The organism is Pseudomonas sp. H11T01 (assembly GCF_048515765.1).
Classification (GTDB): domain Bacteria; phylum Pseudomonadota; class Gammaproteobacteria; order Pseudomonadales; family Pseudomonadaceae; genus Aquipseudomonas.
Genome location: NZ_JBLYED010000014.1, coordinates 1 through 26,549, shown reverse-complemented (window position 1 = coordinate 26,549; position 26,549 = coordinate 1). Strand labels below are relative to the sequence as shown.

Here is a 26,549-nt window from a genome sequence, read left to right as displayed (position 1 = left end):
CGTAGATCAGTATCCGAGAGTGCGTAGGCCTTTTAGTTGGTCCAGACTGCAGTCCAGCGCCCCGACGGTCGGCTGGTTGTTGCGCAGGACGACATTGAGGGAAGTCAGGTTGTTCACCTGGTTTTTTCCGCCGAGCAAGGTCGCGTTCTGCATCAGGCCGCCCTGGGCAAGGCGTTGCACGGTATTGCCCTGATTGTTGTTGGCCTGGATGCTCAACTGCACGCCAGCGCTACTCGACGACATACTGAAGGTCCCGGCACCGTTGGAGGCGGACAGGGTCGTGCCGGCGGTCAATGGCTGGCCCTGAGTATCCATTTGTGGTGCCTGGTTGGCTTCTTTGACGTTGATGTCGACATTGTTGTACGCGCTGTTGTAATCGCCGGCGGCGCGCACGACCTGGGTTACACCCTGGGTGCTGCTGAGGCCGCCGCCGCCGCTGACATTGCCGGAACCCTGGGAGACCGGCGAACCATCACCTTTCTTGTCGATTATCGACACATAGAACTGTGGCTTGATGGTCGATTCTTGAATCTGCATCGAGGAGGTTGCCCCGATCACGTCACCGCTGGCATTTTGCCAGGTACTGGTCATGACAATCCCGAAGCTGATGATCCGGCCCGGCATGACATACCGGCCGCGCAGGGTCGCCAGCTCCTGATCCTTGAGTTCAATCGGTTTGAACGTTAATGCCTGTGTTGGCAGGCTGGCGGCCAGGCAAACGACGGCCAGCCAGTATGGAGTCTTCATTGGATGCTCCCGGAGCTTCATGCTCCCTTGTCATTAGAAGAAGTCGCTTTGGATGAATCCGAAATCCATCAACTCTGCGTCTTGCACCGGGCTGAAAGTGTTGATGCGATTCTTGGCGGTCAGTGGCATAGGTGGGTCGAGCAAGGCATTGGTCTTGTCGTAGCCCTGGCCTATGACGGCGAAGATGATGCCGTTCCAGCCTTTGACAAATTCGTCGAACTTGAAGCGCTTGTGACCGAGTACCGGATCCCCGATATACACCCAGTCTTTTTGCGCCTTTTGCATGACCACGAAGTGCTTGTAGCCACGGATGTCCATCAGCACGATGACCGGAATGGACACACTGGTCAGCCCTTCCGGCGATACCCGGTAACCACGGGCCCGCATGCCGATACTTTCCACGTAACGCTTCATGTCGAGCATGGAGAAGCCCTGGACGCGGACCAGGTCCTGATCGGAATGAGCCAGCATGCCTTCGATGATTTGTGCTTCGGTTACGTCCAGCCAATAGGCCTGGCGCAATACGGTCGCCAGGGACGCTGCACCGCAACTGAAGTCGGTTTTCTGTTGGACCAGGTCGGCAAATTTGCGCTCACGCACGCTCTGTATCGGTTTGAAAACGACCGCGCCACCTGGCAAGACGGAGAGCGGCATTTGTCCTGCTTCGCTCAGGCTAGCCAGACAAAGCATCAATACTAGGGCGAAAATGCGCATGGGTCGGACGCCTTTGTGTACGAGTGAAAAAAAGCCCCCCGAAGGGGGCCCTCCAGACCCTGGAGCTTAGCTTACAGGCAGGTTTTGCAACCGGCTGCAATGGCCAGCGAGTTGCTTTGTTGGTTGCCAACACCGGCAGCCACGTTGACGCCCAGATTGCCACTGCCGCCATTAACCGAACCGCTCAGGTTAGCAGTGTTGGTCACAGGGTTTGCCCAGCCAGTCGGGGTCAGCACTTGCCAAGTCACTGTGTTGCTCAAATCAAAAGAACTGGACTCGCTGAAACTACGCGATTTGTCGCGCGATTTGCTGCCAGATGCGTCGAACGATGCGCTGGCCGATTTGTCGGCAGATGCGCTGCTAGATGCGCTGCTCGATGCGCTGTTCGATGCACTGTTCGATGCGCTGTGCGATTTGTCGATCGATGCGCTGAGCGATGCGTCGATATCTGCGTCGAAATTCGCACTGCTGCGGCTGTGGTGATAGCCATTATTCCTGGAAGCGCTAAGGTCCACGTCCACGTTCACATCCAAATTAGCTTTCACAGCAGCGTGCGAAGCAGCGGCGCTGGCAGATTGCGAAGCTGAGGCGCTGGCAGATTGCGAAGCAGATTTCATAGCAGAGTGTGAAGCAAAGGCCGCAGCGGCGTGCTTAGTAAAGTCCGAAGCAGAGTGCGATGCGGATGCCTTACTGAAAGATTCATGACCGCTGATTGTTTTGGTAGACGACAGCGTATCCAGGCGGTACGTCCGATCGGCGTTGTTATAGACATTCAGGCCTGGGCCTGTTTGATCGGCGCTTGCGGATGCGGTAGCGTGCTTGCCGCCAGACACAGCGATCGCCATGGTGTTTTTCTGTTGGTTAAGGTCGCCTGCAGCCATGTTGATGCCCATGTTGCCGCTGCCGCCGTTGGCCGAACCGCTCATACTGGCGCTGTTTGTGGTGGACCAGTTGTCGACCGAGTTACCGCCGCTGGTTTGCGTGACCGAAGCGGTTGCCGATGCAGAACCAAAGACAAACGAACCATCACCGGTGGCAATAGCGGCAGCGTTGTCTTGTTGGTTGCCGTCGCCTGCTGCAACGTTGACACCCACGTTGCCGGACGCGCCTGTGGCCGAGTTGGTCATGTTGGCGTTGTTTTTAGTCCCTTGATTGAGGACGTAGTTGCCAGTGCTGGATTGAGTATCTGTGGCGTTGGCAGTGGCGCCAGCATCGGTGGTGTCTTTTGGATTGACTACTGGTTTTGGGTGGTGGTGATGGTGATGGTCGTTATCACTCTGGCCAGCTTGCACAGCAACAGCCATTATCGCAGCGATTGCGAAAACCAGAGGCTTGATTGTCATTGACGCTTTCATGCTGATTCTCCGTACTTTATTTTTAGGTTAAGTGTTGTTTTTTACCTTTTGGGTCAATCCGCGACCCGTACGCTCAGGGTGTTGGCCGTTCGGTTTCCCACCCCGGCGCTCTGATTCAACTGGATCACCCCACGGCTACCGGTGAAGGCCTGGTCGCTGGTAGCGACCTGGCGATGGCCAGGAGTAAGATCCGTTGAATCGGAGTTGTTGAGCAGCGCCACGTTCTGTTGCATGAGGACGCTGTCGTCGATACTTTGCGGCGTAGCACTGATGCTTATCCGCAGGGCGTTGGCTTGCTGGTTGCTCGCGCCCGAGCTCTGGTTGACCCCCAGTACGCCATTGCCGTTACTGAAGGAGTTGCCTTTAATGGTTGACTGGGCATCGATCCTGGGATCGACATGAGTACGCAACCGTTGGCGAATCTGCGTGGTGGCGCTGGCGTCGGTGTTAATGGCGATGGCTCGGGCGTTGGCCTGTTGTTGCTGATCGCCGGCAGCCTGGTTGACCGAGAAGTTGCCCTGGTACTGCCTGCCGGAGTTGTCGATGGTGGCAGTGTCGATGACAGGAGGTTGGGCAAAGGTCGGCGCGCTGCAAAACATGGCGAGAATCAGCAGAGTGCGATTCATTTCAACGGTCTCCCGATATCATTTTCAGACCGCCCAGGCCTTGCTGGATGGATCCGTTGATCCTATTGGCAATACCGTTGCCGGAGACTGCGGAATGTCCAGCGGAACCGCCGGGCAGCTGTGACTGATCGTTGATGTTGCCGCGCAGCGTGCCGGTGCCTTGAGCGATCATTCCGGTGATGCTTGCACCGCTGCTGATGCTGGCAAAGTCGCCGTCCGTCAATTCGTTCGTTGAACTGATGACTTGCCTGGACGGGTTGGCATTGACGGTCAGAGGGTTAGGGTCGGGAACCAGGGGGGGGCGAGTCGCGGAACGCGGTTGGACCTCCCGCATCAGGACGATGACCCCATCGCCGGCCTGGACAGGCAGACTGATACTCGAACCCAATGCACATCCGATCAGCAGGAGACGAAAAATGCCTTTGTCAATTTTCCCCACGACGGCAACTCCTTCTTAAAGTGCGCGGGCCCTTATCAGCGTTGCGAGGAAGAGAGCAGAAGGTGTGCCGATTTTGATTTTTATAGTTAAAACAGTGGGTTGTGATTTTTTGTGGCAGGAGTCAAAAATTTGTTGTAACGACGCTGAGACAGATGGCCGGGCATTGCGCCGTTTATCTGTCCGCCATTGCTCATCATGGACTGTGTGGATCGACTGTTTCAGTTGATTAACACTTTTCTCAGGCGAGGCTTGAGTCGCTTCATTTGGCGGGTTTGTGGGGAGGAGGGTGTTTCAGGAATGGACATTTTGCCGGGCGGGGCGTGCTGAAGTCAGGCGCCCAGCAGCCGATTAACCGCCTCGAATGCATCGCGCCTGCGCTGTGCCCAGTCGCCACGCAGCACCTGGTAAGTCTGCTGGTGCCGGTCAAGCCAATCGCGACTGGCCTGGAAAAATGCCTGGCGATCGGCAAGATCTGGCTGACAACGTTGCCCGTCGTCAGTCCAGACGACCGCCTCCGGGCTGAGCAGCAGGTGCAGATGGTAGTGCCGCGCCAGCAGGGCTTCTTCGATCCAGGCCGGGCAGTCACCGAACAAAGCATGGCTCCAGAGCATGTTGCTCAGCAGGTGCGTGTCGAGGATCAACAGTGACGGTTGTCTGACGCGAGCCCTGTCCTCCCACCGTAGCTGGCCAAGTGCAATCACCGAAATATCCTCGTAGCAGGTTTCGCGGGCCTCCTTTTCGATAAAGCGCCGTACATATTCACCCACCAGCAGCCCACCGAAACGGGCTTGCAACTCAGTCGCCAGCCAACTCTTGCCGCTGGACTCCGGGCCGCTCAAGACCAGCACTTTCATGTGCGCAACGCCGGATCAACGCGCCATTCCCGCCAGCCTTGCACAGCCAGCAGGGTAAACAGGCCATAGAGGGCGGCGGTCAGGTACAAGCCCTTGTAGACAAACAGACCGACGAAAATCACATCGAGCGCAATCCACAGCGGCCAGCACTGCACGCGCTTGTGTGCCATCCACCACTGCGCGACCAGGCTGAAGCCGGTCAGCGCGGCGTCCAGCCATGGCTGAGCGGCATCCGTCCAGTGGGCCATCGCGGCCCCCAGCAGCAGACTGACGACGGCCCCCACGGCAAGACCCAGCAGCATGGGTTGAGTGCCCAGTTGACTGACTGGCCGTCCACGCTGCGTCTCGCCCGCGCGAGTCCATTGCCACCAACCATAGAGTTGCAGCGCGGCATAGATCACCTGCAACAGCATGTCGGAATACAACTTCACCTCAAAGAAGATCCAGCTGTAGAGCAACACCATGACCAGACCGATTGGCCAGCACCAGGGGTTTTGTTTGACTGTCAGCCAGACGGCGATCACACCGAGTGCGGCGGCAAACAGTTCAAGCCCGGACATGCGGATTCCTTGGGGTAGTCGAAGAGGGGGCGATTGTAACCATAGCCCGCCGTTTTAGTCGCGGTAGACCGGGAAGTCCGCGCACAACGCCGCCGCTTGCCCGGCGACCCGAGCCTCGACAGCGGCGTCACCGAGGTGATCAAGGATGTCGCAGATCCAGCCCGTGAGCTCGATGCACTGGGCTTCCTTGAAACCGCGAGTGGTGACCGCCGGGGTGCCGATACGCAGGCCCGAGGTCACGAACGGCGACTGTGGATCATTCGGCACGGCGTTCTTGTTCACGGTGATACCGGCGCGACCCAAGGCGGCATCGGCGTCTTTACCGGTGAGGCCCTGACGAATCAGGCTGACCAGAAACAGGTGGTTGTCGGTGCCCCCGGAGACGACGTCGTAACCTCGCTCGATAAAGACCTTGGCCATCGCCTGGGCGTTTCGGATCACTTGGGCCTGATACACCTTGAAGCCGGGCTCCAGGGCTTCTTTGAAGCACACGGCCTTGGCGGCGATGACGTGCATCAGCGGGCCGCCCTGACCACCTGGGAATACTGCGGACTGGAGCTTTTTCTCAAGGTCCGGGTTGGCCTTGGCCAGGATCAGACCACCACGCGGACCGCGCAGGGTTTTGTGCGTCGTGGTGGTGACCACGTCAGCGTACGGCAGCGGGTTCGGGTACAGGCCAGCAGCGACCAGACCGGCGACGTGGGCCATGTCGACAAACAGGTAGGCGCCGACTTTGTCCGCGATCTGACGGAAGCGTGGGAAATCCAGAGTCTTGGAGTAGGCCGAGAAACCGGCGATGATCATTTTCGGCGTGTGCTCGACCGCCAGGCGCTCGACTTCGTCGTAATCGATCAGCCCGGTGGCGGTGTCGATGCCGTACTGCACCGCGTTATAGAGTTTGCCGGAGAAGCTGACCTTGGCGCCGTGGGTCAAGTGACCGCCGTGGGCCAGGCTCATGCCCAGCACAGTGTCGCCGGCCTGCAACAGGGCGAGGAACACCGCTGCGTTGGCCTGGCTGCCGGAGTGCGGCTGAACGTTGGCGTAATCGGCACCGAACAGCTGCTTGGCGCGTTCGATGGCCAGGGATTCGACCTTGTCGACGTGCTCGCAACCGCCGTAGTAGCGCTTGCCCGGGTAGCCTTCGGCGTATTTATTGGTCAGGCCACTGCCTTGCGCTTCCATGACGCGTTTGCTGGTGTAGTTCTCCGAGGCGATCAGCTCAATGTGATGCTCTTGCCGACTTTCCTCGGCGTTGATCGCTGCCAGTAATAGGTCGTCGTAGCCTTTGATTTGGTCGTGTTTGCTGAACATGGCGCATTCCTCTGGATTTTTGTGAGTGACCGCTATCGGCGGCGAATGACGACTGACAGGCTCGTGCGAGCACGAGCCTGACTGAGCGGGTTCTATAGCAAGTCAGGTGCCACTTATATTTAGTTGTTTAATATCAGTGGGTTGTCGTTTGTTTTGAATGAACGACATGAATGCTCGCGTAGCGAATTCAATACAGGCCTTTTGTTCAAAGAGGCGTTAACGAGGGGAAGGAAGGAGGAGAGGGGCGTCATGGTGCCTGTCTTGAATTCCATACGCTGTCGCGATTTCGCTACACGCACGCGACACCCCGTCGGAGATCAGGTTTTGCCGGGAATCCCGTATTTGCGCAGCCGCTGAGCGATGGCGCTGTGGGAGGTCTGCAGCCGTGCGGCCAATTGACGACAGGAGGGATGATTGCCATAGAGCTGTTGCAGCAGGTTTTTTTCGAAACCTTCGACGGCTTCCTCCAGGCTGCCGATCTCACTGTCCTGGTGCCATGCCACGGCGGTGCCGGCGATATCCAGGTCGTCGATACCCACCAGCGGGTTTTCACACATCGCCGCTGCGCGAAAAATGATGTTCTGCAACTGACGCACATTGCCTGGCCAGCGGTTGCCCAGCAGCGCGGGGTAAGTTGCGGGCGCCAATCGACAGAGGGGCCGCTGAATCTGGGTGCAGGCTTGTTCCAGGAAGTGTCGGGCCAACAACAGGATGTCATGGCCGCGCTCGCGAAGCGGTGGCACTTGCAGATTGAGCACATTAAGCCGGTAGAACAGGTCTTCACGAAAACTGCCTTCGCTGACCATTTTTTCCAGATCGCGGTGAGTGGCGCTGAGGATGCGCACGTTGACCTTCACTTCGCGATCACCGCCGACCCGACGGAAACAACCATCGCTTAAAAATCGCAGCAATTTGGCTTGCAAGTAGGGCGACATCTCACCAATTTCGTCGAGAAACACCGTGCCGTTATTCGCCAGTTCCAGCAGTCCGAGTTTGCCGCTGCGTTGGGCGCCGGTGAAGGCGCCTGGGGCATAACCGAACAGCTCGCTCTCGGCCAGGCTCTCCGGCATCGCCGCGCAGTTAAGGGCCAGGAACGGTGAGTCACGTCGCGCGCTGCCAGCGTGGCAGGCGCGGGCCACCAGTTCTTTGCCGGTGCCGGTTTCGCCCTGGATCAACAAAGGAGCGTCGAGCGCGGCCACCCGCTGGGCACGGGTTTTCAAGGCTTGTACGGGCAGTGATTCGCCCAGTAGCGCATCGAAGCCTTCAGCGTGGTCGTGATGCAGCGCTGCGAGGCGCTCGCCGATACGGTTTGGCAAGTACAGCGTCAGCAGGCCACCCGCGAGCGGTTGAGTGTTCGGGTCACCGGTTTCGCTGATTGGCATGGCATCGAGCAGCAAGTTCTGGCCATTGATAGTCACTTCACGCATCGGCAGGCGATAGCCGTGTTCGGCCAGGGTGCTTTGCAGGGTGTGATCGTCGAACAGTGCTGCCAGCGGTTCACCGGTCGGATCGCGGCCGCACAGGGCGATCAAGGCGGGATTGGCCAGCAGTACATGGCCGCCGCCATCCACCGCCAATACCGGGTCGGCCAGGGCCGCCAACAAGGCGTCCAGTTGCAGGCGTCGGCGTTGGCCGGGGAGGATGTCGACCACCGTCACGCTTTGCACACCCTGCACCCGCAAAAAAGCCTCGCGCAGCTCTTCCAGTACATCGGCGTCGAGGGTCGGGGCGTCGATATACACGTTCGGCGGCACCATTTCGACCGCATCCAGATTGAGCTCGCGTGCGCCGAGCAGAGCGAGCACTTCCTGGGTGATGCCGACGCGGTCGATGAACGTGACGTGAATGCGCATAGGGAACCTGAAAGAGGTGATCACTGAGGCCAATGAGTATGCCGGGCTCCGTTCGATTATGGCGAGGGGGTTGTCACCGGCTGGCTGATGCCTGGCTGCCAGAGTCGCTGATTCTCAGGCATTCAAGCATGGGTTTCGCTGCGTGCGGTGGCCGCCAGGTCTTCAAGGAACACCCGCAAAATCGGCGGTGGGGCGACGCCGCGACGAGTGACGACATCGAACGGTGACATCAGTCTCAGGCTCTGCGGCGCCAGTTGCTGCATGTCGCCGGTTTTGACCCACTGGGCGGCGAAGTGCATGGGCAGAAAGCCGAGATAAGCCCCCGAGATGATGAGAATGGCCAGCGCCTCGATGTTGTCCACGGTGGCTGCGGCTTTGCTGACCCCCAAATTCTCAAGGTCGTATTGCTGCATGAACCCACGGGCGACGATACGGCTCTCACCGATCTCCTTGAGTAACTCGTCACTCTCGGCTTTGCAGCCAAACAGTGGATGGCGCCGACCGCAGTAAAGTCCCAGGGCCTCTTGGTAAAGCGATAAGTACTCCAGACCGGGAACGTGGATTGGAAAGTGCCCGATGGCCAGATGCAGACGGCCGTCGAGTACCCGTTCCTCCAGTTCCGCAGGGGTGCCGACATACACGTTGAGGTGCACGTCGTGCCCTCTGGAGACAAAGCGCTGGGTGGTTCTTGGCAGCGGTGAGTCAGGGTCGGTGATGGTCGAATCGATGATGCCCAGATTGAGCTGGCCGGTGATGTGCTGCTTGAGCACATCGGTATCCAGGCAGAAATTGTCCACGGCCGCCAACAGGCGTTGACTCGATTCGTAAACCGCCACGCCTTGCTCGGTCAGGCGAAAGCCACTGCGCCCACGCTGGCAGAGCTTCACGCCGAGCCGGGTTTCCAGCTGGCTCATCTGTTCGCTGATGGTCGACTGGCCGACATTCAACGCCGCCTGAGCGGCGGAAAAGCCGCCGCATTTGACGATGGCGGCAAACACCCTGAGCAATTTCAAGTCCACGTCGTGCAACTGATTCAACCCCAACCTCCTGCGTGTCGATGCATCGCCGATGCCGATGTGAGTATCGGATAGTTAGCATTTTTTCTCTGAAATCCGGCGCTCATAGTCACTCCAACGGCGGTGACTTACCAGCTCCGCCCTCGCCAAACAACAAGAACGGAGATGCATCGACATGTCTAAGAACGGTTATGAATCCGGCCGCTTGAACCTTCCATTCGTAGGCCACTGCACGTTTGCCAAGTCCCCGATCTGCACCGATTGGGAGGCACTGGATGCCGACGTTGCCATCCTTGGCGCGCCCAACGACATGGGTACCCAGTGGCGTTCCGGCGCTCGCTTTGGCCCGCGCGGGATTCGTGAAGCGTCGACCTTGTTCTCGTTCGGCCATGCCGGTGCTTACGACCATGAAGACGACGTGCTCTACCTGACCCGAGATGACGTGCGAATGGTCGATGTGGGTGATGCCGATATCGTGCATACCGACATGCAGACCAGTAACGACAACATCGAGTTTGCCGTGCGCAAGATTCTCCAGGCCGGTGCCATGCCGGTGGTCCTGGGCGGCGACCACTCGGTCCACGCGCCGGTCATCAAGGCGTTCGAGGGCAAGGGACCGATTCATATCGTGCATTTCGACGCCCACCTGGATTTCGTCGATGAGCGTCATGGCGTTCGCTACGGGCATGGCAACCCGCTGCGGCGCGCTTCGGAAATGGATCACATCGTCGGCATGACCCAGATGGGCATCCGCAACGTGTCGTCGTCCAACCGCGATGATTATGAAGCGGCCCATGCCGCCGGTTCGAAGATCCTGTCGGTCCGCGACGTCCGTCGGCTTGGCACCGAGGGCGTGCTGGAGCTGATTCCACAAGGCGTCAACTACTACATCACCATCGACATCGACGGTTTCGATCCGTCCATTGCACCGGGCACCGGTACGCCCAGCCATGGCGGCTTCTTGTATTACGAAGTGCTGGAGATCATCCAGGCTTTGGCCAAACGCAGCAAAGGCAACATCATCGGCATGGATCTGGTGGAGGTCGCGCCCGTCTATGACCCTGCCGGCGTCACCTCTATTCTCGCCGCGCAACTGCTGCTCAACAGCATCGGCTTTATCTACCACGAACGGGCTAAAGCTCGGGTTATGTGACTGACGAAACACCCCGGCTCAGTGCGAGACCGGGGCGATCATTGAACCACCACAGTGGCCAGGCGCGAATGTAATCGCCGGCCAAAGAGAATAATAATGGACACGATCGTTAAGCAGTATCTGCAGAAATTCGGTGTATCCGAAGCCACTCAAGCCTTCCTCGGCAAGGCCCAGAAAATGTTCATCGGTGGCGCATGGGTCGAGGCCAGTGATGGACAGACCTCCGATGTCATCGAGCCGTCGACTGAGGGCTTGCTCACCCGTATTCCCATGGGCACCACCGACGATCTGGATCGCGCTGTGCAAGCCGCCCGTGCCCAGTTTGACGGCGGCACCTGGCGCCAGGCCAAACCGCTGGAACGCGAACGGATGATGCATCGCCTGGCTGATCTGATCGAAACCCATGCCGTGGAACTGGCTGAAATCGAATCCATTGACATGGGTAAGTCAGCCGCCCAAGCGCGGGATGTCGATATCCAGGGCACGGTCGATACGCTTCGCTATTTCGCCGGTTGGGCGACCAAGCTTCACGGGCGCACCGTCGAACCATCCTTGCCGGGCAACTATCTGGCCTATACCCGCAAGGAACCGGTGGGTGTGGTCGGCGCCATTGTGCCGTGGAATTTCCCGCTGCAAACCATGGCCTGGAAACTCGGTGCCGCACTGGCCACCGGTTGTACAGTCGTCGTCAAACCCGCTGAACTGACGTCGTTGTCGGCCTTGCGCTTCGCTGAATTGGTGCAGGAAGCGGGCATCCCGGACGGGGTGATCAACATCGTGACCGGGCGCGGTAGTGTGGTTGGCGCTGCGATGGCGACCCACCCCGGTATCGACAAACTGACCTTCACCGGATCGACCCCTGTGGGTCGCACTGTCGGGCGAGCAGCGCTGGACGAAATGAAGCGACTAACCCTTGAACTCGGAGGAAAATCACCGGTTATCGTACTGGCCGATGCTGATGTGCCGGCCGCGGCCCGGGCGATCGCCAACGGGGTGTTCTTCAACTCGGGTCAGGTCTGCGACGCCGGTACCCGCGCCTACATCCATCGCAGCATTTACGATGAGTTCTTGCGCGAGCTGATCGACTACACCCGTACGTTGAAGATGGCCCCGGGGCTGGACCCCGACTGTTTCATCAGTCCATTGGTGTCGGCCTTGCAGAAGGAGCGAGTGACGGAGTACATCGCCATCGGCAAGCGTGAAGGTGCCGAACTGGTCTACGGCGGCCAACCGGTCGATGGCCCCGGTTACTTCGTCGAACCGACTATCTTCGCCCATTGCCGCAATGACATGCGGATCGTCCAGGAGGAGATTTTTGGCCCCGTGCTGGTCACCGCACCCTTCGACGATGAAGAGGAGGCCCTGGTGCTGGCCAACGACTCGCCTTATGGGCTGGCTGCTGCGCTCTATTCCAACGATCTGGGCCGTGTACACGGTCTTATTCCACGGCTGCGGGCGGGTACGGTATACGTCAATGCCCACAGCACTATCGACCCTTCGATGCCGTTCGGTGGTTACAAACAGTCCGGGTTCGGCAAGGACCTGGGGGCTGAGCAACTCGATTACTTGCTGGAGACCAAGGCGGTCTGGATAACCCTGCCCTGATCATCGGTTCACGCGTATTCACGCCTGACGCATGACGCGCCGCTGAAGGCGGGAACGGACGCCGTTCACCCGAAAGATTGCAGTTATCTCGTCATGATTTTCAATAATTATAAGAGTACGTCATGCACATTAATCCTGATCTCACCGTCACAGCGCCTGCCCGCGACGACAAGTTGGCCGTCGAAGGGCATTCGATCGATTTCATTCCCGAAAACGAACGCACTGACAAACTAAAAAGCCAGGGACCGTTCTGGTTCCTGGGCAATTTCACTTTCTTTACCATGACCATCGGCTTCGTCGGCCCCAGTGTCGGCTTGAGCGCCTTATGGACCACTCTGGCCGGCACGCTGGGCATCATGTTCGGCACGCTGTTCATGGCGTTCCACGGTTCCCAGGGCCCCCATCTGGGGCTGCCGCAAATGATCCAGTCGCGGGCGCAGTTCGGTTATCGCGGGGTGATTCTGGTCCTGCTGGCGACGCTGTTTGTCTTCGCCGGTTTCAACATCGTCAACCTGGTGTTGATGATGCAGGGGCTGAAAACACTCTTCGGTTTCAACCCGATAGTGGTGGCACTAGCGGTGACGGTGCCGGCGACGGTACTGGCGATTCTTGGGCACGACTGGATGCACCGCAGCTTCAAGTGGGCGCTGTACCTGTCGCTTCCGCTTTACGGTCTGGTGACGTTGGCGGTGCTGATGCACTGGGTGCCCGATGCACCGATGCCGCTGCTCGCCGCCGGAGAGATTGCTCCGGCGCCGTTAGGCTTCAACTGGACAGGCTTTATCACTCAATTCGCCGCCGCCGCGAGTTACAACATCGCTTACGCGCCCTATGTTTCCGACTATTCGCGCTACCTGCCGAAGAACACCCCAAGCGGCAAGTTGATCGCGGTGGTCTTTCTCGGCGCCTCACTGTCCGGTGCCTGGATGATCGCCGTGGGTGGCTGGTTGGCCGATCACCTGCATGCAACTGACGTACTGGTTGCGTTGGGGCAAGTGGGCAATACGGTGTCGCCAATCGTTGGCACCGCTGTGGTGGTCGTGACAATCCTGGCGTTCCTGCCGGTCATCGCCATGAACATCTACAGCGCGAAGCTGACCACGCTGACCTGTGTCGACTCGATCAAACACATCGAACCGACACGCAAGGCGCGCATCCTCGCCATTGGTTTCGTGATCCTGCTACAGCTGGGCGTGGCACTGAGTATTCAAGGTTCGGACACAGGCCTGTCGGTGCTGGGGATTTACCTAGTGGTGATGTTGTACTTCCTGGTGCCCTGGACCGCGGTCAACCTGACTGACTACTTCTTCGTGCGCAGGGGCCGCTACGCCATCCCGCACTTTTTCACGCCGCACAACACCCTCTATGGCAGCTGGGGCCTGCGCGGTATCGCCTCGTATGCGATTGGCTTCGTCGCGATGATCCCGTTCTTCTACATCTTCGACGGCGTGGCGCAGAAGGAAGTCTATGTCGGCCCGCTCGCCAAAGCACTCGGCAACATCGACGTCGCCTGGCTTGTAGGGTTGATCGTGTCGGGGCTGGCGTACTACTGGCTCAGTCGGTCGATTGACTTGAAACACGAAGAAGCAGTGATCCAGAGCATCGAGAAGACCTGCCCGCATTACACCACCGGGGACAAGAAGCCTTCACGTCCTGCGCCGCTGCTCAGCGAAAAGACTTTTGGGAGATAACCATGACCACCCAACACTATGACTACATCATCATCGGCGCGGGCTCTGCCGGCTGCGTGCTGGCCAACCGTTTGACTGAAGATCCCGACACCCGCGTGCTGGTGCTGGAGTACGGTGGCAGCGATCGCAGCGTGGTGATCCAGATGCCGAGTGCTTTTTCGATTCCGATGAACACCACGAAGTACAACTGGCGCTACGAGACCGAGCCGGAACCGTACCTCAACGGACGGCGAATTCACTGTCCGCGAGGTAAGGTGTTGGGTGGCTCTTCGTCCATCAATGGCCTGGTGTACATCCGTGGCCATGCGCTGGACTTTGACGAGTGGGAGTCCCTTGGCGCAATCGGTTGGGGCTATCGTAATTGCCTGCCGTATTTCAAACGCGCCGAGAGCTGCGAAGCCGGTGGCGACGAATACCGGGGCGGTTCCGGGCCCTTGCACACCACCAGCGGCAACCACATGAAAAACCCGCTGTACGGGGCCTGGGTTGATGCGGGAGCCGAGGCGGGCTACATCAAGACCGACGATTGCAATGGTTTTATGCAGGAAGGTTTCGGCGCCATGCACATGACGGTGAAAAACGGCGTGCGCTGTTCCACCGCCAACGCCTATCTGCGACCCGCCATGCAGCGAGCCAATCTGACCGTGGTCACCAAGGCGATGACCCGTCAGGTCATCCTCGACGGCAAGCGCGCGGTGGGGATTATCTACGATCGCGAAGGCCAGACTCATACGGTCCATTGCAAGCGGGAAGTATTGATCTGTGCCGGACCGATCGGCGCCCCTCATTTGTTGCAACGCTCCGGTATCGGGCCGGCCGAGGTACTGAAAAAAGCCGGTGTGGAAGTCAAACATCACCTCCCTGGCGTCGGTGAAAACCTGCAGGATCACGCCGAGATTTACATCCAGTTCGGCTGCAAGGAACCGGTGACGCTCAACAGCAAAATGGACCCGCTGAGCAAATTGTTGATTGGCCTGCGCTGGTTGCTGCGCAAGGACGGGCTCGGTGCGACGAATCACTTTGAGGCGGGGGGCTTCATTCGGTCTGAACAGGGGCTGCGCTGGCCCGATATCCAGTTTCACTTCCTGCCCGCTGCCATGCGTTACGACGGCAACAAACCGATCAAGGGGCACGGCTTCATGGTGCTCACCGGGCCGAACAAACCCAAAAGCCGAGGCCATGTGCGGATTCGCTCGGCAGACCCATACGAGCATCCCGAAATTCTCTTCAACTACCTGCAACGTGAAGAGGATCGCGAGGGGTTCCGACGTTGCGTGCGTCTGACCCGGGAAATTATCGGTCAGCCGGCGATGGATCGCTTCCGTGATGGCGAAATTGCGCCCGGCCCGCTGGTCAACACTGACGAAGAGATCGATGCGTTCGTCCGCGAAAATCTGGAGAGCACCTACCATCCCTGTGGTTCATGCCGCATGGGTGAGGACGACATGGCGGTGGTTGACTCGCAACTGCGCGTACGGGGGATTGAAGGATTACGGGTGATCGACTCGTCGGTGTTTCCGAGCGAGCCGAACGGTAATCTCAACGCTCCGACCATCATGCTTGCCGAGCGGGCCGCCGATCTGGTTCGCGGACGCAAGATGCTGCCCGCGTCCGATGCGCTCGTCGGTCTGGCCCAGGCGTGGGAAACCCGCCAGCGCACATCAGCGCCGGTACGTAAGGTCCGCTGCTGATTCGACGGGTTTGTCGCTGTAAGAGAGCGTGCTGCCCGCAATGGGCAGCAACGTGGGTGTCGTCCAGTTATCCAGATAGATCAGACCCGAAACTGCTTGAGCAGGCTGTTCAACTGCCCACTGAGCTCTTTGAGATGCAGGCTGGCGACGCTGGATTGCTCGGCGGCCAGGGCAGTGCTGTGGGACAGGCCGGCAGCCTGGGTGACGTTTTGGTTGATGTCCTCGACCACATGCGCCTGTTGCAACGTCGCACTGGCGATCGACGCATTCAGGCCATTGAGATTACGCAGCGCCTGGCCGATGGCGTTCAGACTGACGCTGGCCAGGCCTGCTTGCTCGATGGTCAGTTGCGATGCCCGACTGCTGTCGCTGATGACGTTGACGGCTGCTTCGGAATGTTTTTGCAGGCGTTCAATCATCGACTGAATCTCGGCCGTGGACTTCTGCGTGCGTTGGGCCAGCAGCCGGACTTCATCGGCGACCACCGCAAAACCGCGACCTTGCTCACCGGCTCGGGCCGCTTCAATCGCCGCGTTGAGCGCCAGCAGGTTGGTTTGTTCGGCGATGGAGCGGATCACCTCGAGTACGCTGCCGATCTGCGTGCTTTCTGCCGCCAGCGTGCGGATGACCTCGACCGCTTGATCAATGGTGGTCGACAGCTGATCGATCTGCTGCAAGCTGCCGTCGATATTCACCTGGCCTTGTTGGGCCTGTGCCTCGGCATCACGCATTTCGCTGGCCGCCTGCTTGGCGTTTTTCGCCACGTCCTGTACGCCGTAGGTCACTTCATTGATCGCCGTGGCCACCCGTTCCATTTGCTGGGATTGCTGCTGACTACGTTCCTGAGCCTGCGTGGCGTTGCTGCCCAGATCGGCAGAGGACTGACCCAAGGCGCTGGCAGATACTTGTAACTGAGTGATGACCTGACGCAGTTTGGCAGTGAAGCTGTTGAAGTGCCGGGCCAGTTGAGTGACTTCATCCTGCCCGTGGGTATCGAGGCTGCGGGTCAAATCGCTTTCGCCGCTGGCGATATTGGCCATGGCCTGAACTGTTTCCTGCAGCGGACGCACAATGCTGCGGGCGATCAAAATCACCAGCAGCGCCATGATCAGCGCGATGGCGAGGCCAATGAACGACGCCTCCCATACCTGGCCGTAGAACTCAGCCTGCATATCATCGATGTACACGCCGGAGCCGATAACCCAGCCCCAGGGTTCGAACAGCTGCACATAGGAGGTTTTCTGGACCGGTGCACTGGCGCCTGGTTTTGGCCAGCGGTAGTCGAGCATGCCGGCGCCTTTGGCCTTGGCGATGCTCACCATCGCGTTGAACAGTGCAAGGCCGTCAGGATCCTTGATCCCTGAGAGGTCCTGGCCTTCGAGTTTTGGATTGGCCGGATGCATGATCATCACCGGCTTCAGATCGTTGATCCAGAAGTAGTCGTTCTGGTCGTAACGTAAACCGCGAACCACGCTCAGTGCCTGTTTCTGCGCAGCGTCACGGCTCAAGGTGCCGGCGGTTTCGAGGCCGTGGTAATAAGCCAGCACCCCATTGGCCGTCTGCACGACGTGCTGGGTTTTCTGCGCCTTGGCCTGATACAGGTCATCGTGAATCTGCTTGAGCATCAACAGGCCCAAGGTCAATAGCATCAGCACAGCCACTATCAGGATGAGCCACAACCGACGACTGATGGACACACTGCGCAAGCTATTCATAACCCGTCACTCCAGATTCTTTTTATTGTCATTAAATATCTGTCGGCATTCAGGCACGGTACTGGGTGTTAGCCAATCTGACCCAAGCCTACTAACGCGACAGCGTTAATCGGGTATGTCTGATAGGATTTCGGCCGCGCATGGAAAAACCTGAATTCGGCCTGACTTTTCACGGAGTTTTTACGGTTTTTTATGGATCTTATGCGCGCAGAAATTCAGCTGCGCCAGCGCAGTTGACGCTTTAAAAAATATTAACGAGGCGTGCCTGGAGGCATTGCTTCATGGGGGATTGATGGATCTTTGGACCGCCGTTCAGGCATTGATTTTAGGGGTTGTAGAGGGGCTGACGGAGTTTTTACCGATTTCCAGTACCGGACACCAGATTATTGTCGCGGACTTGCTGAATTTTGGTGGTGAAAGGGCCATGGCCTTCAACATCATCATCCAGCTCGGGGCGATTCTGGCGGTAGTGTGGGAATTTCGCCGCAAAATCCTCGATGTTGTCGTTGGATTGCCGACACAGCGCAACGCCCAGCGATTCACGATCAATCTGCTGATCGCGTTCATGCCGGCCGTGGTGTTGGGGGTGATTTTCGCCGACCTGATTCACAAATACCTGTTTAACCCGATTACCGTCGCCACAGCCTTGGTGGTAGGCGGCATCATCATGCTCTGGGCCGAGCGCCGCCAACACGAAGTGCATGCTGAAAGCGTCGATGAAATCACCTGGAAAGACGCACTGAAAGTCGGCTTTGCCCAATGCCTGGCGATGATTCCCGGTACTTCGCGTTCCGGCTCGACCATCATCGGGGGCTTGCTGTTCGGCTTGTCGCGCAAAACCGCCACGGAGTTTTCGTTCTTCCTGGCGATGCCGACCATGGTCGGTGCAGCGATGTACTCGGGCTTTAAATACCGTCATTTGTTCCAGCCTGCAGACTTTCCAGTGTTCGCCGTTGGCTTCGTCACCGCGTTCATCTTCGCGATGATTGCGGTCAAAGGGCTGCTCAAGTTCATCGCCAGCCACAGCTACGCGGCGTTTGCCTGGTATCGGATTGCCTTCGGCCTGCTGATCCTCGCCACCTGGCAGTTCGGTTGGGTCGACTGGTCGGCCGCCAAAGCGTGATCGAGCCACGGTCACGCACCAACTCCGGGCAACAGCCCGGGGTTGCTGTTCAGAACCCGCGATTCAAAGGGTTGGTTTTTCTGGCGTTGTGCACATTGCCAGGTTTCGGTTCGGCAATGTTGTGGCTTCGTGGGATTTCCATTATTCCCTTGGCGGCCTACGGGATCGTCAGCCTGCTGGCGTTCTTCCTGTACTGGAACGACAAGCGCAAGGCCCGCGCCGACAGTTGGCGTACGCCGGAAAACGTTCTGCATGCCGTGGAACTGGCCGGTGGCTGGCCGGGCGCGTTGTTGGCCCAGCAGCTATTCCGGCACAAGACGCGAAAAATCTCGTATCAACTGGTGCTCTGGATCATCGTCCTGTTGCACCAGGCCTTCTGGATTGACCAGCTGTTCCTCGGTGCCACTCTGTTTTCCCTGTTCTAAAGCTGTAACCCGACCTGCACGCGCTTGGGCAACTTGCTGACCACCAATTGATGGGAGCGTTGCAGCAAGCCTTGCAGTTCATCGGTGGCCAGCGGGTAGGGCGTTTCCATGATGATCCACTGCGCCCGCGCCAGATAAGGCGCGGGGTGAATGCCTGGGCGATCGACATGGCCGAGAAACAAGTCTTTGTCGACCTTGAAGGCCAGCGATGCACCCCGCAGGTTCTGCAGTGCAAACATCTTGTTCCCGGCAATCGAGAACACCCGCACGCCACCCCATTTGTAATCCTCTCTGGCACCGGGCAGCGCCAGGCAGAAGTTCGCCACGTCCTCTTCGGTCATGGGTTTACCTTTCATAACAGTCGATCTCCGCAGCTTTTGAACGATTCGGTCAAATGGTCAATCCAGGCGCGCACCGCTGGCAGCACCCCGCGCCGATGAGGGTAGACCGCTTGCAGCCAGCCGCCAGGCAGCGACCACTCGGGCAATAGCTGAACCAGCTGGCCGTTTTCCAGCTCCTGTTCGCAATACATCATCGGCAGGATAGTGAAGCCCAGACCTGCCAGTGTGCAGGCTTTGCGGACAATGAAATCGTCGACGCCCAAGCGTGCTTCAAGCGCCAGCTCACAGGCGTTTCCCTGTGCATCGAGCATACGCAGGTGGACCAGACGATCAGCTTCCAGAGCACCCAATACCGGAATACTCTTCAAATCCTCGGGGGTGTTGATCTGCCGTTCGCGGACAAAGGCCGGGGAGGCAACCATGATTGTCTGGGCTTGGCGCAGGCGTCGGGTGACCAGTAAGGGGTCTTCATCACCCAGTTCCCTGACTCGCAAGGCCACGTCGATGCCTTCGTTCACCAGGTCGACACGCCGATTTAGCAACATCATCTCAAGCTGGACTTGCGGATATTTCTCAAGGAAGGTGCTGGTCACCGACGGCCAGAACTCATGGGCCAGACCCACAGGGCACGACACTCGCAAGCGTCCGCGGGGCTCACTGGACATGCTGGCAACCGCTTCGTCAGCCATTTCCGCCTCCAGCAGCATGGCCTGGCAGTGCCGAAGGTAACGCTCGCCGACGGCCGTCAGTTTCAATTGGCGGGTAGTGCGCTGTAGCAGTCGGGCATTGAGCCGTTCCTCCAGCTCGGCAATGCGCCGGGATAGACGCGATTTTGGAATGCCCAGCATGCGCCCGGCGGCGGCGAAACCTCCGGCTTCGACGACCTTGGCGAAATAGTAGAGATCATTGAGGTCTTGCATCGTCAATACTCGACTGTTCTATCAGTGAGACGAACTATCGCATTAATGCCGGCTAATCAGCCATTGGTTTCATCTGTAGGATTGTTCTCACTTGATCGCCCGGTGGCGATCCTCACTTGGAGAATCCCACATGAAACTGTTGCATATCGATTCGAGCATTCTGGGCGACAACTCGGCTTCCCGTCAGCTCAGCCGCAGCGTCGTTCAAGCCTGGCAAGCCGCTGAGCCGGCAGCCGTGGTGACTTACCGCGACCTGGCAAGCGATGCCATCAGCCACTTTTCCGCCACCACTCTGGTTGCTGCCGGCACGACTGCTGAACTGCGCAACGCCGCGCAACAGCACGAAGCTGAGCTGAGCGCTTCGACCCTGGCTGAATTCCTCGCCGCTGACGCCGTGGTCATCGCAGCGCCGATGTACAACTTCACCATTCCAACCCAGCTCAAAGCCTGGATCGACCGTATCGCGGTTGCCGGCCAGACCTTCCGTTACACCGAAGCCGGCCCTGAAGGCCTGTGCGGTAACAAGAAAGTCGTGGTGGTGTCGACTTCCGGTGGTTTGCATGTCGGTCAAGCGACTGGCGTCGCCCACGAAGAGTACTTGAAGGTCCTGTTTGGTTTCATCGGTATCACTGACATCGAGTTCGTCCGTGCCCATGGCCTGGCCTACGGTGACGAAGTTCGCGTTAAAGCCATGAGCGATGCTCAGGTGCAGATCAGCGAACAATTGTTCGCTGCAGCGTAAAACTTGTGTAAAGACTGACTAAATAGCTCAGGCAACACTCACTAAACTCTGTATTCTGACCGCCAGTAGATGGTCAGAGTACGGAGTTTTTTGTGTCTGACGTTTCAGGATTTGGCCCAGGTTATGCAGTCATGGGTAATCGACCCCGTACTGTGTACGCCTCAGAAGCGGCCAAGACTGGCACAAAGCCTTGGTTGTAAGGGATGGCAGCAAAAAACGGGCTTTCTTGTTACGCAGCGAAGGTGGGCATCCGATGATGCGTCTTTGTGCAGTGTTACTGATCTGCCTGTTCAGCAGCCTGATTTCAGTGCAAGCCGCGCCTGCGCCGCATCCTCATTGGAGCGTCGGCTTCCATGAGATGAGCTTTCTCGATCCGCTGGATTTGCAGCCGATGCGAGCCATCGCCTTTTACCCGTCGACCGGCATAGAGCATTCAAGCAAGGTCGAGGGTTATCTGATCGAAGCCACCAAAGACGCCAAAGTCGCGATTGGTCGGTTTCCGATGCTGATGCTGTCCCACGGTAACACCGGAACGCCGCTAGCCCTGCATGACCTGGCGACCTCGCTGGCACGTAAAGGCTTTGTGGTGGTCGCGGTGATTCACCCCGGCGACAATTACAAGGATCACAGTCGCCTTGGCACCTTGAGCAACCTGTATGGCCGGCCGCTGCAGATTTCCGAAGCGATTACCGCGACACTGGGGGATCCGATGCTGTCGCCGTTCGTCAATGCTGAACAGGTCGGGGTGATTGGCTATTCGGCCGGCGGCGAAACCGCATTGATCCTGTCCGGTGCCACGCCGGATCTGGATCGGCTGCGCCGATATTGCCAGGAGCGCCCTGACGACAACGACGCCTGTAACACCCAAGGCGAATTGATCGTCGATCGTGATGACTTGCAGCCTGTCGCCGACCCGCGGGTTCACGCTTTGCTGCTGATGGCGCCGCTGAGTCTCAAGTTTGGTCGTCATACCCTGGCTGATGTGCATGTGCCGGTGCTGCTTTACAGCGGAGATGGCGACAAACTGGTGGCTTTCGACAAAAACGCCGCTGCGCTGGCGCGCAAGCTGCCGACAGCCCCGGACTTCAAGTTATTGGCCGGTGCCGGGCATTTTGTCTTCTTGGCGCCCTGTACCGAGGAGCAGCAGGCGGCCATGCCGGCGTTGTGCACCGATGCTGACGGCGTCGATCGCAAAGACATTCACCGCAACATGATCTCTGAAGCCGGGCGTTTCTTTTCCGATGCGCTGGGCAAGCCAAGCAGGGCAGGGTTGCAGACTGCCGATCAGTCGCTTCTACAGGGCCCGGCGCTTCAATAACAGGGTCAAACCTAATCCGGTTACAGACAACAGAGCCGCGCAGAAGAAGATCCACGAGTAACCCAGATTCAGCGCCACGGCGCCCATCAATGGCCCGGCAATCGCCAGCGCCAGATCGAAAAACACCGCATAAGCACTCAGGCCCGCGCCACGGCTGGTGCTCGGTACTTGTTTGATCGCTTCGACACCGAGGGCTGGGTAAACCAGCGACAAACCGAAACCGGTCATCCCGGCGCCCAGCAGGGCATAGCCGGTTGAGGGTGCAAGCCAGAGCAATACCAGGCCCACGGTTTCAATACACATACAGGCGATCGCTGCCGTGAAGCCCCCGAACCGGCTGATGCTGGAAATAAAGAGCAGCCGCGCGAGAATAAAACACAGCCCGAATACCGTCAGGCAGTACGCGGCACCAGTCCAGCCGCGACTGACATAGAAGAGTGTAATAAAGGTGGTTAAGGTGCCGTAGCCGATCGACGCCAGGCTTAGGCTGGCGCCATACGGGGCAATGCGCCCGAACACCGCCCAAAATGGCAGGCGTTCGCCACGAATTACCGGCACCGAGGGTTTGTTGCGGATCAGCAGTAGCGCCGCCGCTGCCAGCAGCGACAGGGCGATGCCGAGGCTGGCAAAGCCCAACTCACCGACCATCACCACGCCCAGCGGCGCGCCAATGGCGATGGCGCCATAAGAGGCGATGCCATTCCAGGAAATCGAGCGGGCCGTATGCTCCACGCCGACCTGGCCCATGCACCAACTGATGGTGCCGACCCCGATCAAGCCTTGGGCGATACCCAGCAACAAGCGGCCGCCGATCAGAATCAGCAAACTCAGTAACGGCAGGCTTTGCAGCAGTGTGGAAATCAGCGTCAGCCCACCGCTCAAGACAATCCCGATCAAGCCGTAAATGATCGCGCGCTTGGTACCGATGCTGTCCGACATGCGCCCGGCCATGGGGCGGCTGAGCAGGGTCGCGAGGTACTGTGAGCCGATGGTCAGCCCGGCAATCACCGCGCTGAAACCCAGTTGTTCGTGGACATAACCGGGCAGCACGGCAATCGGCAGGCCGATGCAGAGAAATGCAATAAAGGTGTAGAACACGATGGAGACGATCTGCAGGGTGATCGCCATGGAGCTGAGAGGAGGCGTTTGCTGCGCAGACATGAGGGCTCGTTCGCGGGTGGGCGGTTGGAGAACTGCATCATGGCGTGAGTGTGAAATAAAAGGAAGCAGGCTAACTATTTGTTTAGTCATCGTAAGCTGCGGTGCCTGTCAGACCGCCATCGCGAGCAGGCTCGCTCCCACACTTGATCGATGGCGTGTCCACCATTTGTGGCACAACACCAATCTAATAACGTGGGAGCGAGCCTGCTCGCGATATGGTCCTGAGACCACTGAAAATCCCAGCCCTAAAACACAAAAGCCCCATCACAAGGACAGGGCTTTGGTTTGACGCTGCAGCGTTGGTGCTAAATCAGAACACCACACCCTGGCTACGCAGGTAGTCGTCATAGGTGCCGCTGAAGTCCATCACACCGCTCGGGCTCAGCTCGATGATACGGGTCGCCAGGGACGACACGAACTCCCGGTCGTGGCTGACGAAGATCAGCGTGCCCGGGTAGTTTTCCAGCGCCAGGTTCAGCGCCTCGATGGATTCCATGTCCAAGTGGTTGGTCGGTTCGTCCATGATCAGCACGTTCGGCTTTTGCAGAATCAATTTGCCGAACAGCATGCGACCTTGTTCACCACCGGAGATGACCTTGACCGACTTGAGGATCTCGTCGTTGGAGAACAGCATCCGGCCCAGGGTGCCGCGAACCACTTGCTCGCCTTCCTTGGTCCAGCGACCCATCCAGTCAAACAGATTGGACTCGTCTTCGAAGTCAGACGCGTGATCCTGTGCGTAATAGCCCAGTTCCGCGGCTTCGGTCCATTTCACTGTACCGGCATCCGGGCTCAGCTCGTTGACCAGCGTGCGCAAGAGGGTGGTCTTGCCGATACCGTTCGGACCGATGATCGCCACGCGCTCGCCGGCTTCGACGGTGAAGCTGAAGTCCTTGAACAGCGTCTTGCCATCGAAGCCCTTAGCCATACGCTCGACGATGACCGCCTGGCGATGGATCTTCTTGGTCTGGTCGAAGCGGATGAACGGGCTGACCCGGCTCGACGGCTTGACTTCGGCCAGCTGGATCTTGTCGATCTGCTTGGCGCGGGAAGTGGCTTGCTTGGCTTTCGAGGCGTTGGCCGAGAAGCGGCTGACGAAGGATTGCAGTTCAGAGATCTGCGCCTTCTTCTTGGCGTTGTCCGAGAGCAGTTGTTCGCGCGACTGGGTGGCCACGGTCATGTACTCGTCATAGTTGCCCGGGAACAGGCGCAGTTCGCCATAGTCCAGGTCAGCCATGTGAGTGCAGACACTGTTCAGGAAGTGTCTATCGTGGGAGATGATGATCATCAGGCTGTTGCGCTGGGTCAGAATGTTTTCCAGCCAGCGGATGGTGTTGATGTCCAGGTGGTTGGTCGGTTCATCGAGCAACAGCACTTCTGGATCGGAGAACAACGCCTGGGCCAGCAACACTCGCAGTTTCCAGCCCGGCGATACTTCGCTCATCGGGCCATTGTGCTGCTCGATGCCGATACCCAGACCCAACAGCAGCTCACCGGCACGGGATTCGGCGGTGTAGCCGTCCATCTCGGCGAACTCGGTTTCCAGCTCGGCCACGGCCATGCCATCTTCTTCGGTCATTTCCGGCAGCGAGTAGATGCGATCGCGCTCGGCCTTGACCTTCCACAGCTCTTCGTGACCCATGATCACGGTGTCGAGCACGGTGAATTCTTCGTAGGCGAACTGGTCCTGGCGCAGCTTACCCAGACGTACGTTCGGCTCCAGCATCACCTGGCCACCGGAAGACTCCAGGTCGCCACCGAGGATTTTCATGAAGGTCGACTTGCCGCAACCGTTAGCGCCGATCAGGCCATAACGGTTACCGGCGCCAAATTTGACCGAAACGTTCTCGAATAACGGCTTGGCGCCGAACTGCATCGTGATGTTAGCTGTGGAGATCAATTACCTTACCTATCAATGGTTTAGAGCTGGCCGTTTTGTACTGATACCGATTTGATACCAATCTGGAGCTTTTCCAGTTCGGTCCAGTCTGAGCTTGAGCTGAGCCAGCGGGCATAAGTCGACAGCAACATTTGGACGCTGTGGCCAAGTTGCTGAGCAATAAATGCGGGATTCATATTGGACATTAAGCATATTGTCGCATATGTGTGACGGCAGTTGTACGGCGGCCGGTAACGGATTTTTAGCTCTTCGAGCGCCGGTCCCCATTGTTTATGCAGGTCTGAGGTCTGTTTCACGTACTCACTGTGCTTGGACGGAGGGAACACATAGGGAAATTCCTTGATTCTTCCGGAACCTTTTTTACGACGCTCGACGCTCAGAGGCTGGGTGATTTGGTTTTCTGTGGGCATGAGGATGTCTCTCGGTGGTCATGGAAAAAGTTGGCTAAGCTCAGACGGTCAAATTCTCAGGGGTTACAGCCATGACGAGAAAACTCATCTGCCAGAAATGCAAACAAGATACGTCCGTAGAGCTTTGCTTTGACGAGGACATCGACGGCCAGGTCTTCAATTGCGAGCACTGTGGCGGGAGGCATGTTGAGGTTGAGACCAGCAAGCTGCCGGGATCCCCTGTTTTGAGCAGGTTCCGATTAGATGACGATGAGTGATCGTGCCGTCGACCCGGCATCAGGGGGCGTGCTTTTTTTCGTCTGGAGAAAACCATCACCGCTATTGATAAAGACCGAGACAGCCTTGCGCGCGCTGTGGGGGGGCGCGCCTTGAGTCAGTGCGCAGGGGGCGCGAATGGGAGGGATTTATCCAGCTATGCTTCGAGTGCTGCGAGGATATCGACCGGATGGCGCTAAGCCCTGTTGCAGCGGTGATCTATCAGATGAAGGAGGCTGCATGAAAGAAAGAATATTGTGCGCTCTATCTCAGTCAGCGCTCGAGGGTAAGAAAGTGACTCAGCTACAGATATGGTCGCGGCAGGCTACGGATGCGATCACGTCGAGTGCTGATTTTTTCAGAGGGACTTTCCAGGGAGTTCCAGTCGTTTTTTTAGGCAGGGGCGAGTCCCTTTCCGCTGAAGATTTTGTTTTGATTTATAAGGATTGACTTCCCGCTCGGCTGACGGCCTATTTCAAAGAAAACCCGACGCAGTGCAGACTGTGTGAAAACACAGCCGGCCAAGGCCAAAAAACAAATGCCCCGACTTGTCGGGGCATTTGTTTTTCTGAGGTGCTCAGGAAAAAAGGGCCTTTCAGCCCATCAATGCCATCAATTGACGCG

General features: G+C 58.3%; 23 protein-coding genes and 1 pseudogene. 9 read left to right on the top strand and 15 right to left on the bottom strand.

Annotation, left to right across the window (positions count from 1 at the left end; all coding sequences use genetic code 11):
• Positions 1-6 precede the first annotated feature (6 nt).
• From ACN1C3_RS19260 to ACN1C3_RS19245, 4 genes are all read right to left on the bottom strand, one after another.
• Positions 7-747, bottom strand: a complete 741-nt coding sequence (locus tag ACN1C3_RS19260) for a hypothetical protein (RefSeq protein ID WP_419117349.1) — start codon at positions 745-747, stop codon at positions 7-9.
• Positions 748-780: 33 nt separating this feature from the next.
• The gene (locus ACN1C3_RS19255) at positions 781-1,461 is read right to left on the bottom strand and encodes a C39 family peptidase (protein WP_419117348.1); all 681 of its coding nucleotides are present in this window, start codon (positions 1,459-1,461) and stop codon (positions 781-783) included.
• A gap of 71 nt (positions 1,462-1,532) precedes the next feature.
• Positions 1,533-2,816, bottom strand: coding sequence for a heme utilization protein (locus ACN1C3_RS19250; protein ID WP_419117347.1), 1,284 nt, complete (start codon positions 2,814-2,816; stop codon positions 1,533-1,535).
• Between the two features lie 53 nt (positions 2,817-2,869).
• Complete coding sequence (locus ACN1C3_RS19245; RefSeq protein ID WP_419117346.1) at positions 2,870-3,442, bottom strand: adhesin; 573 nt, start codon at positions 3,440-3,442, stop codon at positions 2,870-2,872.
• Positions 3,443-3,602: 160 nt separating this feature from the next.
• On the opposite strand from ACN1C3_RS19245, the gene ACN1C3_RS19240 reads away from it, so the two are divergent.
• A complete protein-coding gene (locus ACN1C3_RS19240; protein ID WP_419117492.1) occupies positions 3,603-3,677 on the top strand; it encodes a hypothetical protein in 75 nt (24 codons plus the stop codon).
• A gap of 533 nt (positions 3,678-4,210) precedes the next feature.
• Here the strand turns inward: ACN1C3_RS19240 and ACN1C3_RS19235 are convergent.
• The 5 genes from ACN1C3_RS19235 to ACN1C3_RS19215 form a co-directional block, all read right to left on the bottom strand.
• A complete protein-coding gene (locus ACN1C3_RS19235) occupies positions 4,211-4,735 on the bottom strand; it encodes an AAA family ATPase (RefSeq protein ID WP_419117345.1) in 525 nt (174 codons plus the stop codon).
• Complete coding sequence (gene pnuC / locus ACN1C3_RS19230; RefSeq protein WP_419117344.1) at positions 4,732-5,295, bottom strand: nicotinamide riboside transporter PnuC; 564 nt, start codon at positions 5,293-5,295, stop codon at positions 4,732-4,734. Before pnuC ends, ACN1C3_RS19235 begins: the two co-directional genes overlap by 4 nt.
• Positions 5,296-5,349: 54 nt before the next feature.
• The gene (glyA, locus tag ACN1C3_RS19225) at positions 5,350-6,606 is read right to left on the bottom strand and encodes a serine hydroxymethyltransferase (RefSeq protein WP_419117343.1); all 1,257 of its coding nucleotides are present in this window, start codon (positions 6,604-6,606) and stop codon (positions 5,350-5,352) included.
• Positions 6,607-6,923: 317 nt separating this feature from the next.
• A complete protein-coding gene (locus ACN1C3_RS19220; RefSeq protein WP_419117342.1) occupies positions 6,924-8,459 on the bottom strand; it encodes a sigma-54-dependent transcriptional regulator in 1,536 nt (511 codons plus the stop codon).
• Between the two features lie 122 nt (positions 8,460-8,581).
• The gene (locus ACN1C3_RS19215) at positions 8,582-9,496 is read right to left on the bottom strand and encodes a LysR family transcriptional regulator (protein WP_419117341.1); all 915 of its coding nucleotides are present in this window, start codon (positions 9,494-9,496) and stop codon (positions 8,582-8,584) included.
• 154 nt (positions 9,497-9,650) lie between these two features.
• Between ACN1C3_RS19215 and speB the strand changes: the two genes are divergently transcribed.
• From speB to betA, 4 genes are all read left to right on the top strand, one after another.
• Positions 9,651-10,628: an agmatinase gene (gene speB / locus ACN1C3_RS19210; protein WP_419117340.1), complete on the top strand. Its 978-nt coding sequence runs from the start codon at positions 9,651-9,653 to the stop codon at positions 10,626-10,628.
• 96 nt (positions 10,629-10,724) lie between these two features.
• Entirely contained in the window at positions 10,725-12,233 is a 1,509-nt protein-coding gene (locus tag ACN1C3_RS19205) for an aldehyde dehydrogenase family protein (RefSeq protein WP_419117339.1), read from the top strand.
• Positions 12,234-12,355: 122 nt separating this feature from the next.
• The gene (locus ACN1C3_RS19200) at positions 12,356-13,924 is read left to right on the top strand and encodes a purine-cytosine permease family protein (RefSeq protein WP_419117338.1); all 1,569 of its coding nucleotides are present in this window, start codon (positions 12,356-12,358) and stop codon (positions 13,922-13,924) included.
• Positions 13,925-13,926: 2 nt separating this feature from the next.
• Positions 13,927-15,615, top strand: coding sequence for a choline dehydrogenase (gene betA / locus ACN1C3_RS19195; RefSeq protein ID WP_419117337.1), 1,689 nt, complete (start codon positions 13,927-13,929; stop codon positions 15,613-15,615).
• 80 nt (positions 15,616-15,695) lie between these two features.
• Here betA and ACN1C3_RS19190 read toward each other — a convergent pair whose 3' ends face one another.
• Positions 15,696-17,330 (bottom strand): methyl-accepting chemotaxis protein, encoded by a 1,635-nt coding sequence (locus ACN1C3_RS19190; protein WP_419117336.1) that lies wholly within the window; start codon positions 17,328-17,330, stop codon positions 15,696-15,698.
• A 292-nt stretch (positions 17,331-17,622) separates the two neighbouring features.
• Between ACN1C3_RS19190 and ACN1C3_RS19185 the strand changes: the two genes are divergently transcribed.
• Together ACN1C3_RS19185 and ACN1C3_RS19180 are read left to right on the top strand one after the other, a co-directional pair.
• Complete coding sequence (locus tag ACN1C3_RS19185; protein ID WP_419117335.1) at positions 17,623-18,453, top strand: undecaprenyl-diphosphate phosphatase; 831 nt, start codon at positions 17,623-17,625, stop codon at positions 18,451-18,453.
• Positions 18,450-18,878, top strand: a complete 429-nt coding sequence (locus tag ACN1C3_RS19180; protein ID WP_419117491.1) for a DUF1294 domain-containing protein — start codon at positions 18,450-18,452, stop codon at positions 18,876-18,878. Before ACN1C3_RS19185 ends, ACN1C3_RS19180 begins: the two co-directional genes overlap by 4 nt.
• Here ACN1C3_RS19180 and ACN1C3_RS19175 read toward each other — a convergent pair.
• Both ACN1C3_RS19175 and ACN1C3_RS19170 read right to left on the bottom strand, forming a co-directional pair.
• Complete coding sequence (locus ACN1C3_RS19175; RefSeq protein WP_419117490.1) at positions 18,875-19,219, bottom strand: MmcQ/YjbR family DNA-binding protein; 345 nt, start codon at positions 19,217-19,219, stop codon at positions 18,875-18,877. The genes ACN1C3_RS19180 and ACN1C3_RS19175 overlap by 4 nt on opposite strands.
• A gap of 11 nt (positions 19,220-19,230) precedes the next feature.
• Positions 19,231-20,139, bottom strand: a complete 909-nt coding sequence (locus tag ACN1C3_RS19170) for a LysR substrate-binding domain-containing protein (protein ID WP_419117334.1) — start codon at positions 20,137-20,139, stop codon at positions 19,231-19,233.
• Between the two features lie 130 nt (positions 20,140-20,269).
• On the opposite strand from ACN1C3_RS19170, the gene ACN1C3_RS19165 reads away from it, so the two are divergent.
• Both ACN1C3_RS19165 and ACN1C3_RS19160 read left to right on the top strand, forming a co-directional pair.
• Positions 20,270-20,881 carry an FMN-dependent NADH-azoreductase gene (locus ACN1C3_RS19165; RefSeq protein WP_419117333.1) on the top strand — a complete coding sequence of 204 codons (612 nt, stop codon included), beginning with the start codon at positions 20,270-20,272 and terminating at the stop codon, positions 20,879-20,881.
• A gap of 253 nt (positions 20,882-21,134) precedes the next feature.
• Positions 21,135-22,199 (top strand): alpha/beta hydrolase family protein, encoded by a 1,065-nt coding sequence (locus ACN1C3_RS19160; protein WP_419117332.1) that lies wholly within the window; start codon positions 21,135-21,137, stop codon positions 22,197-22,199.
• On the opposite strand, the gene ACN1C3_RS19155 is transcribed toward ACN1C3_RS19160, so the two are convergent.
• The 3 genes and pseudogenes from ACN1C3_RS19155 to ACN1C3_RS19145 all read right to left on the bottom strand — a co-directional run.
• Entirely contained in the window at positions 22,176-23,360 is a 1,185-nt protein-coding gene (locus tag ACN1C3_RS19155) for an MFS transporter (RefSeq protein ID WP_419117331.1), read from the bottom strand. The two genes, ACN1C3_RS19160 and ACN1C3_RS19155, sit on opposite strands and share 24 nt — an antisense overlap.
• Positions 23,361-23,670: 310 nt before the next feature.
• Positions 23,671-25,260, bottom strand: a complete 1,590-nt coding sequence (locus ACN1C3_RS19150; protein ID WP_419117330.1) for an ABC-F family ATPase — start codon at positions 25,258-25,260, stop codon at positions 23,671-23,673.
• Between the two features lie 20 nt (positions 25,261-25,280).
• A pseudogene (locus ACN1C3_RS19145) lies at positions 25,281-25,631 on the bottom strand (site-specific integrase); the annotation flags it as partial.
• Positions 25,632-26,549: the final 918 nt, after the last annotated feature.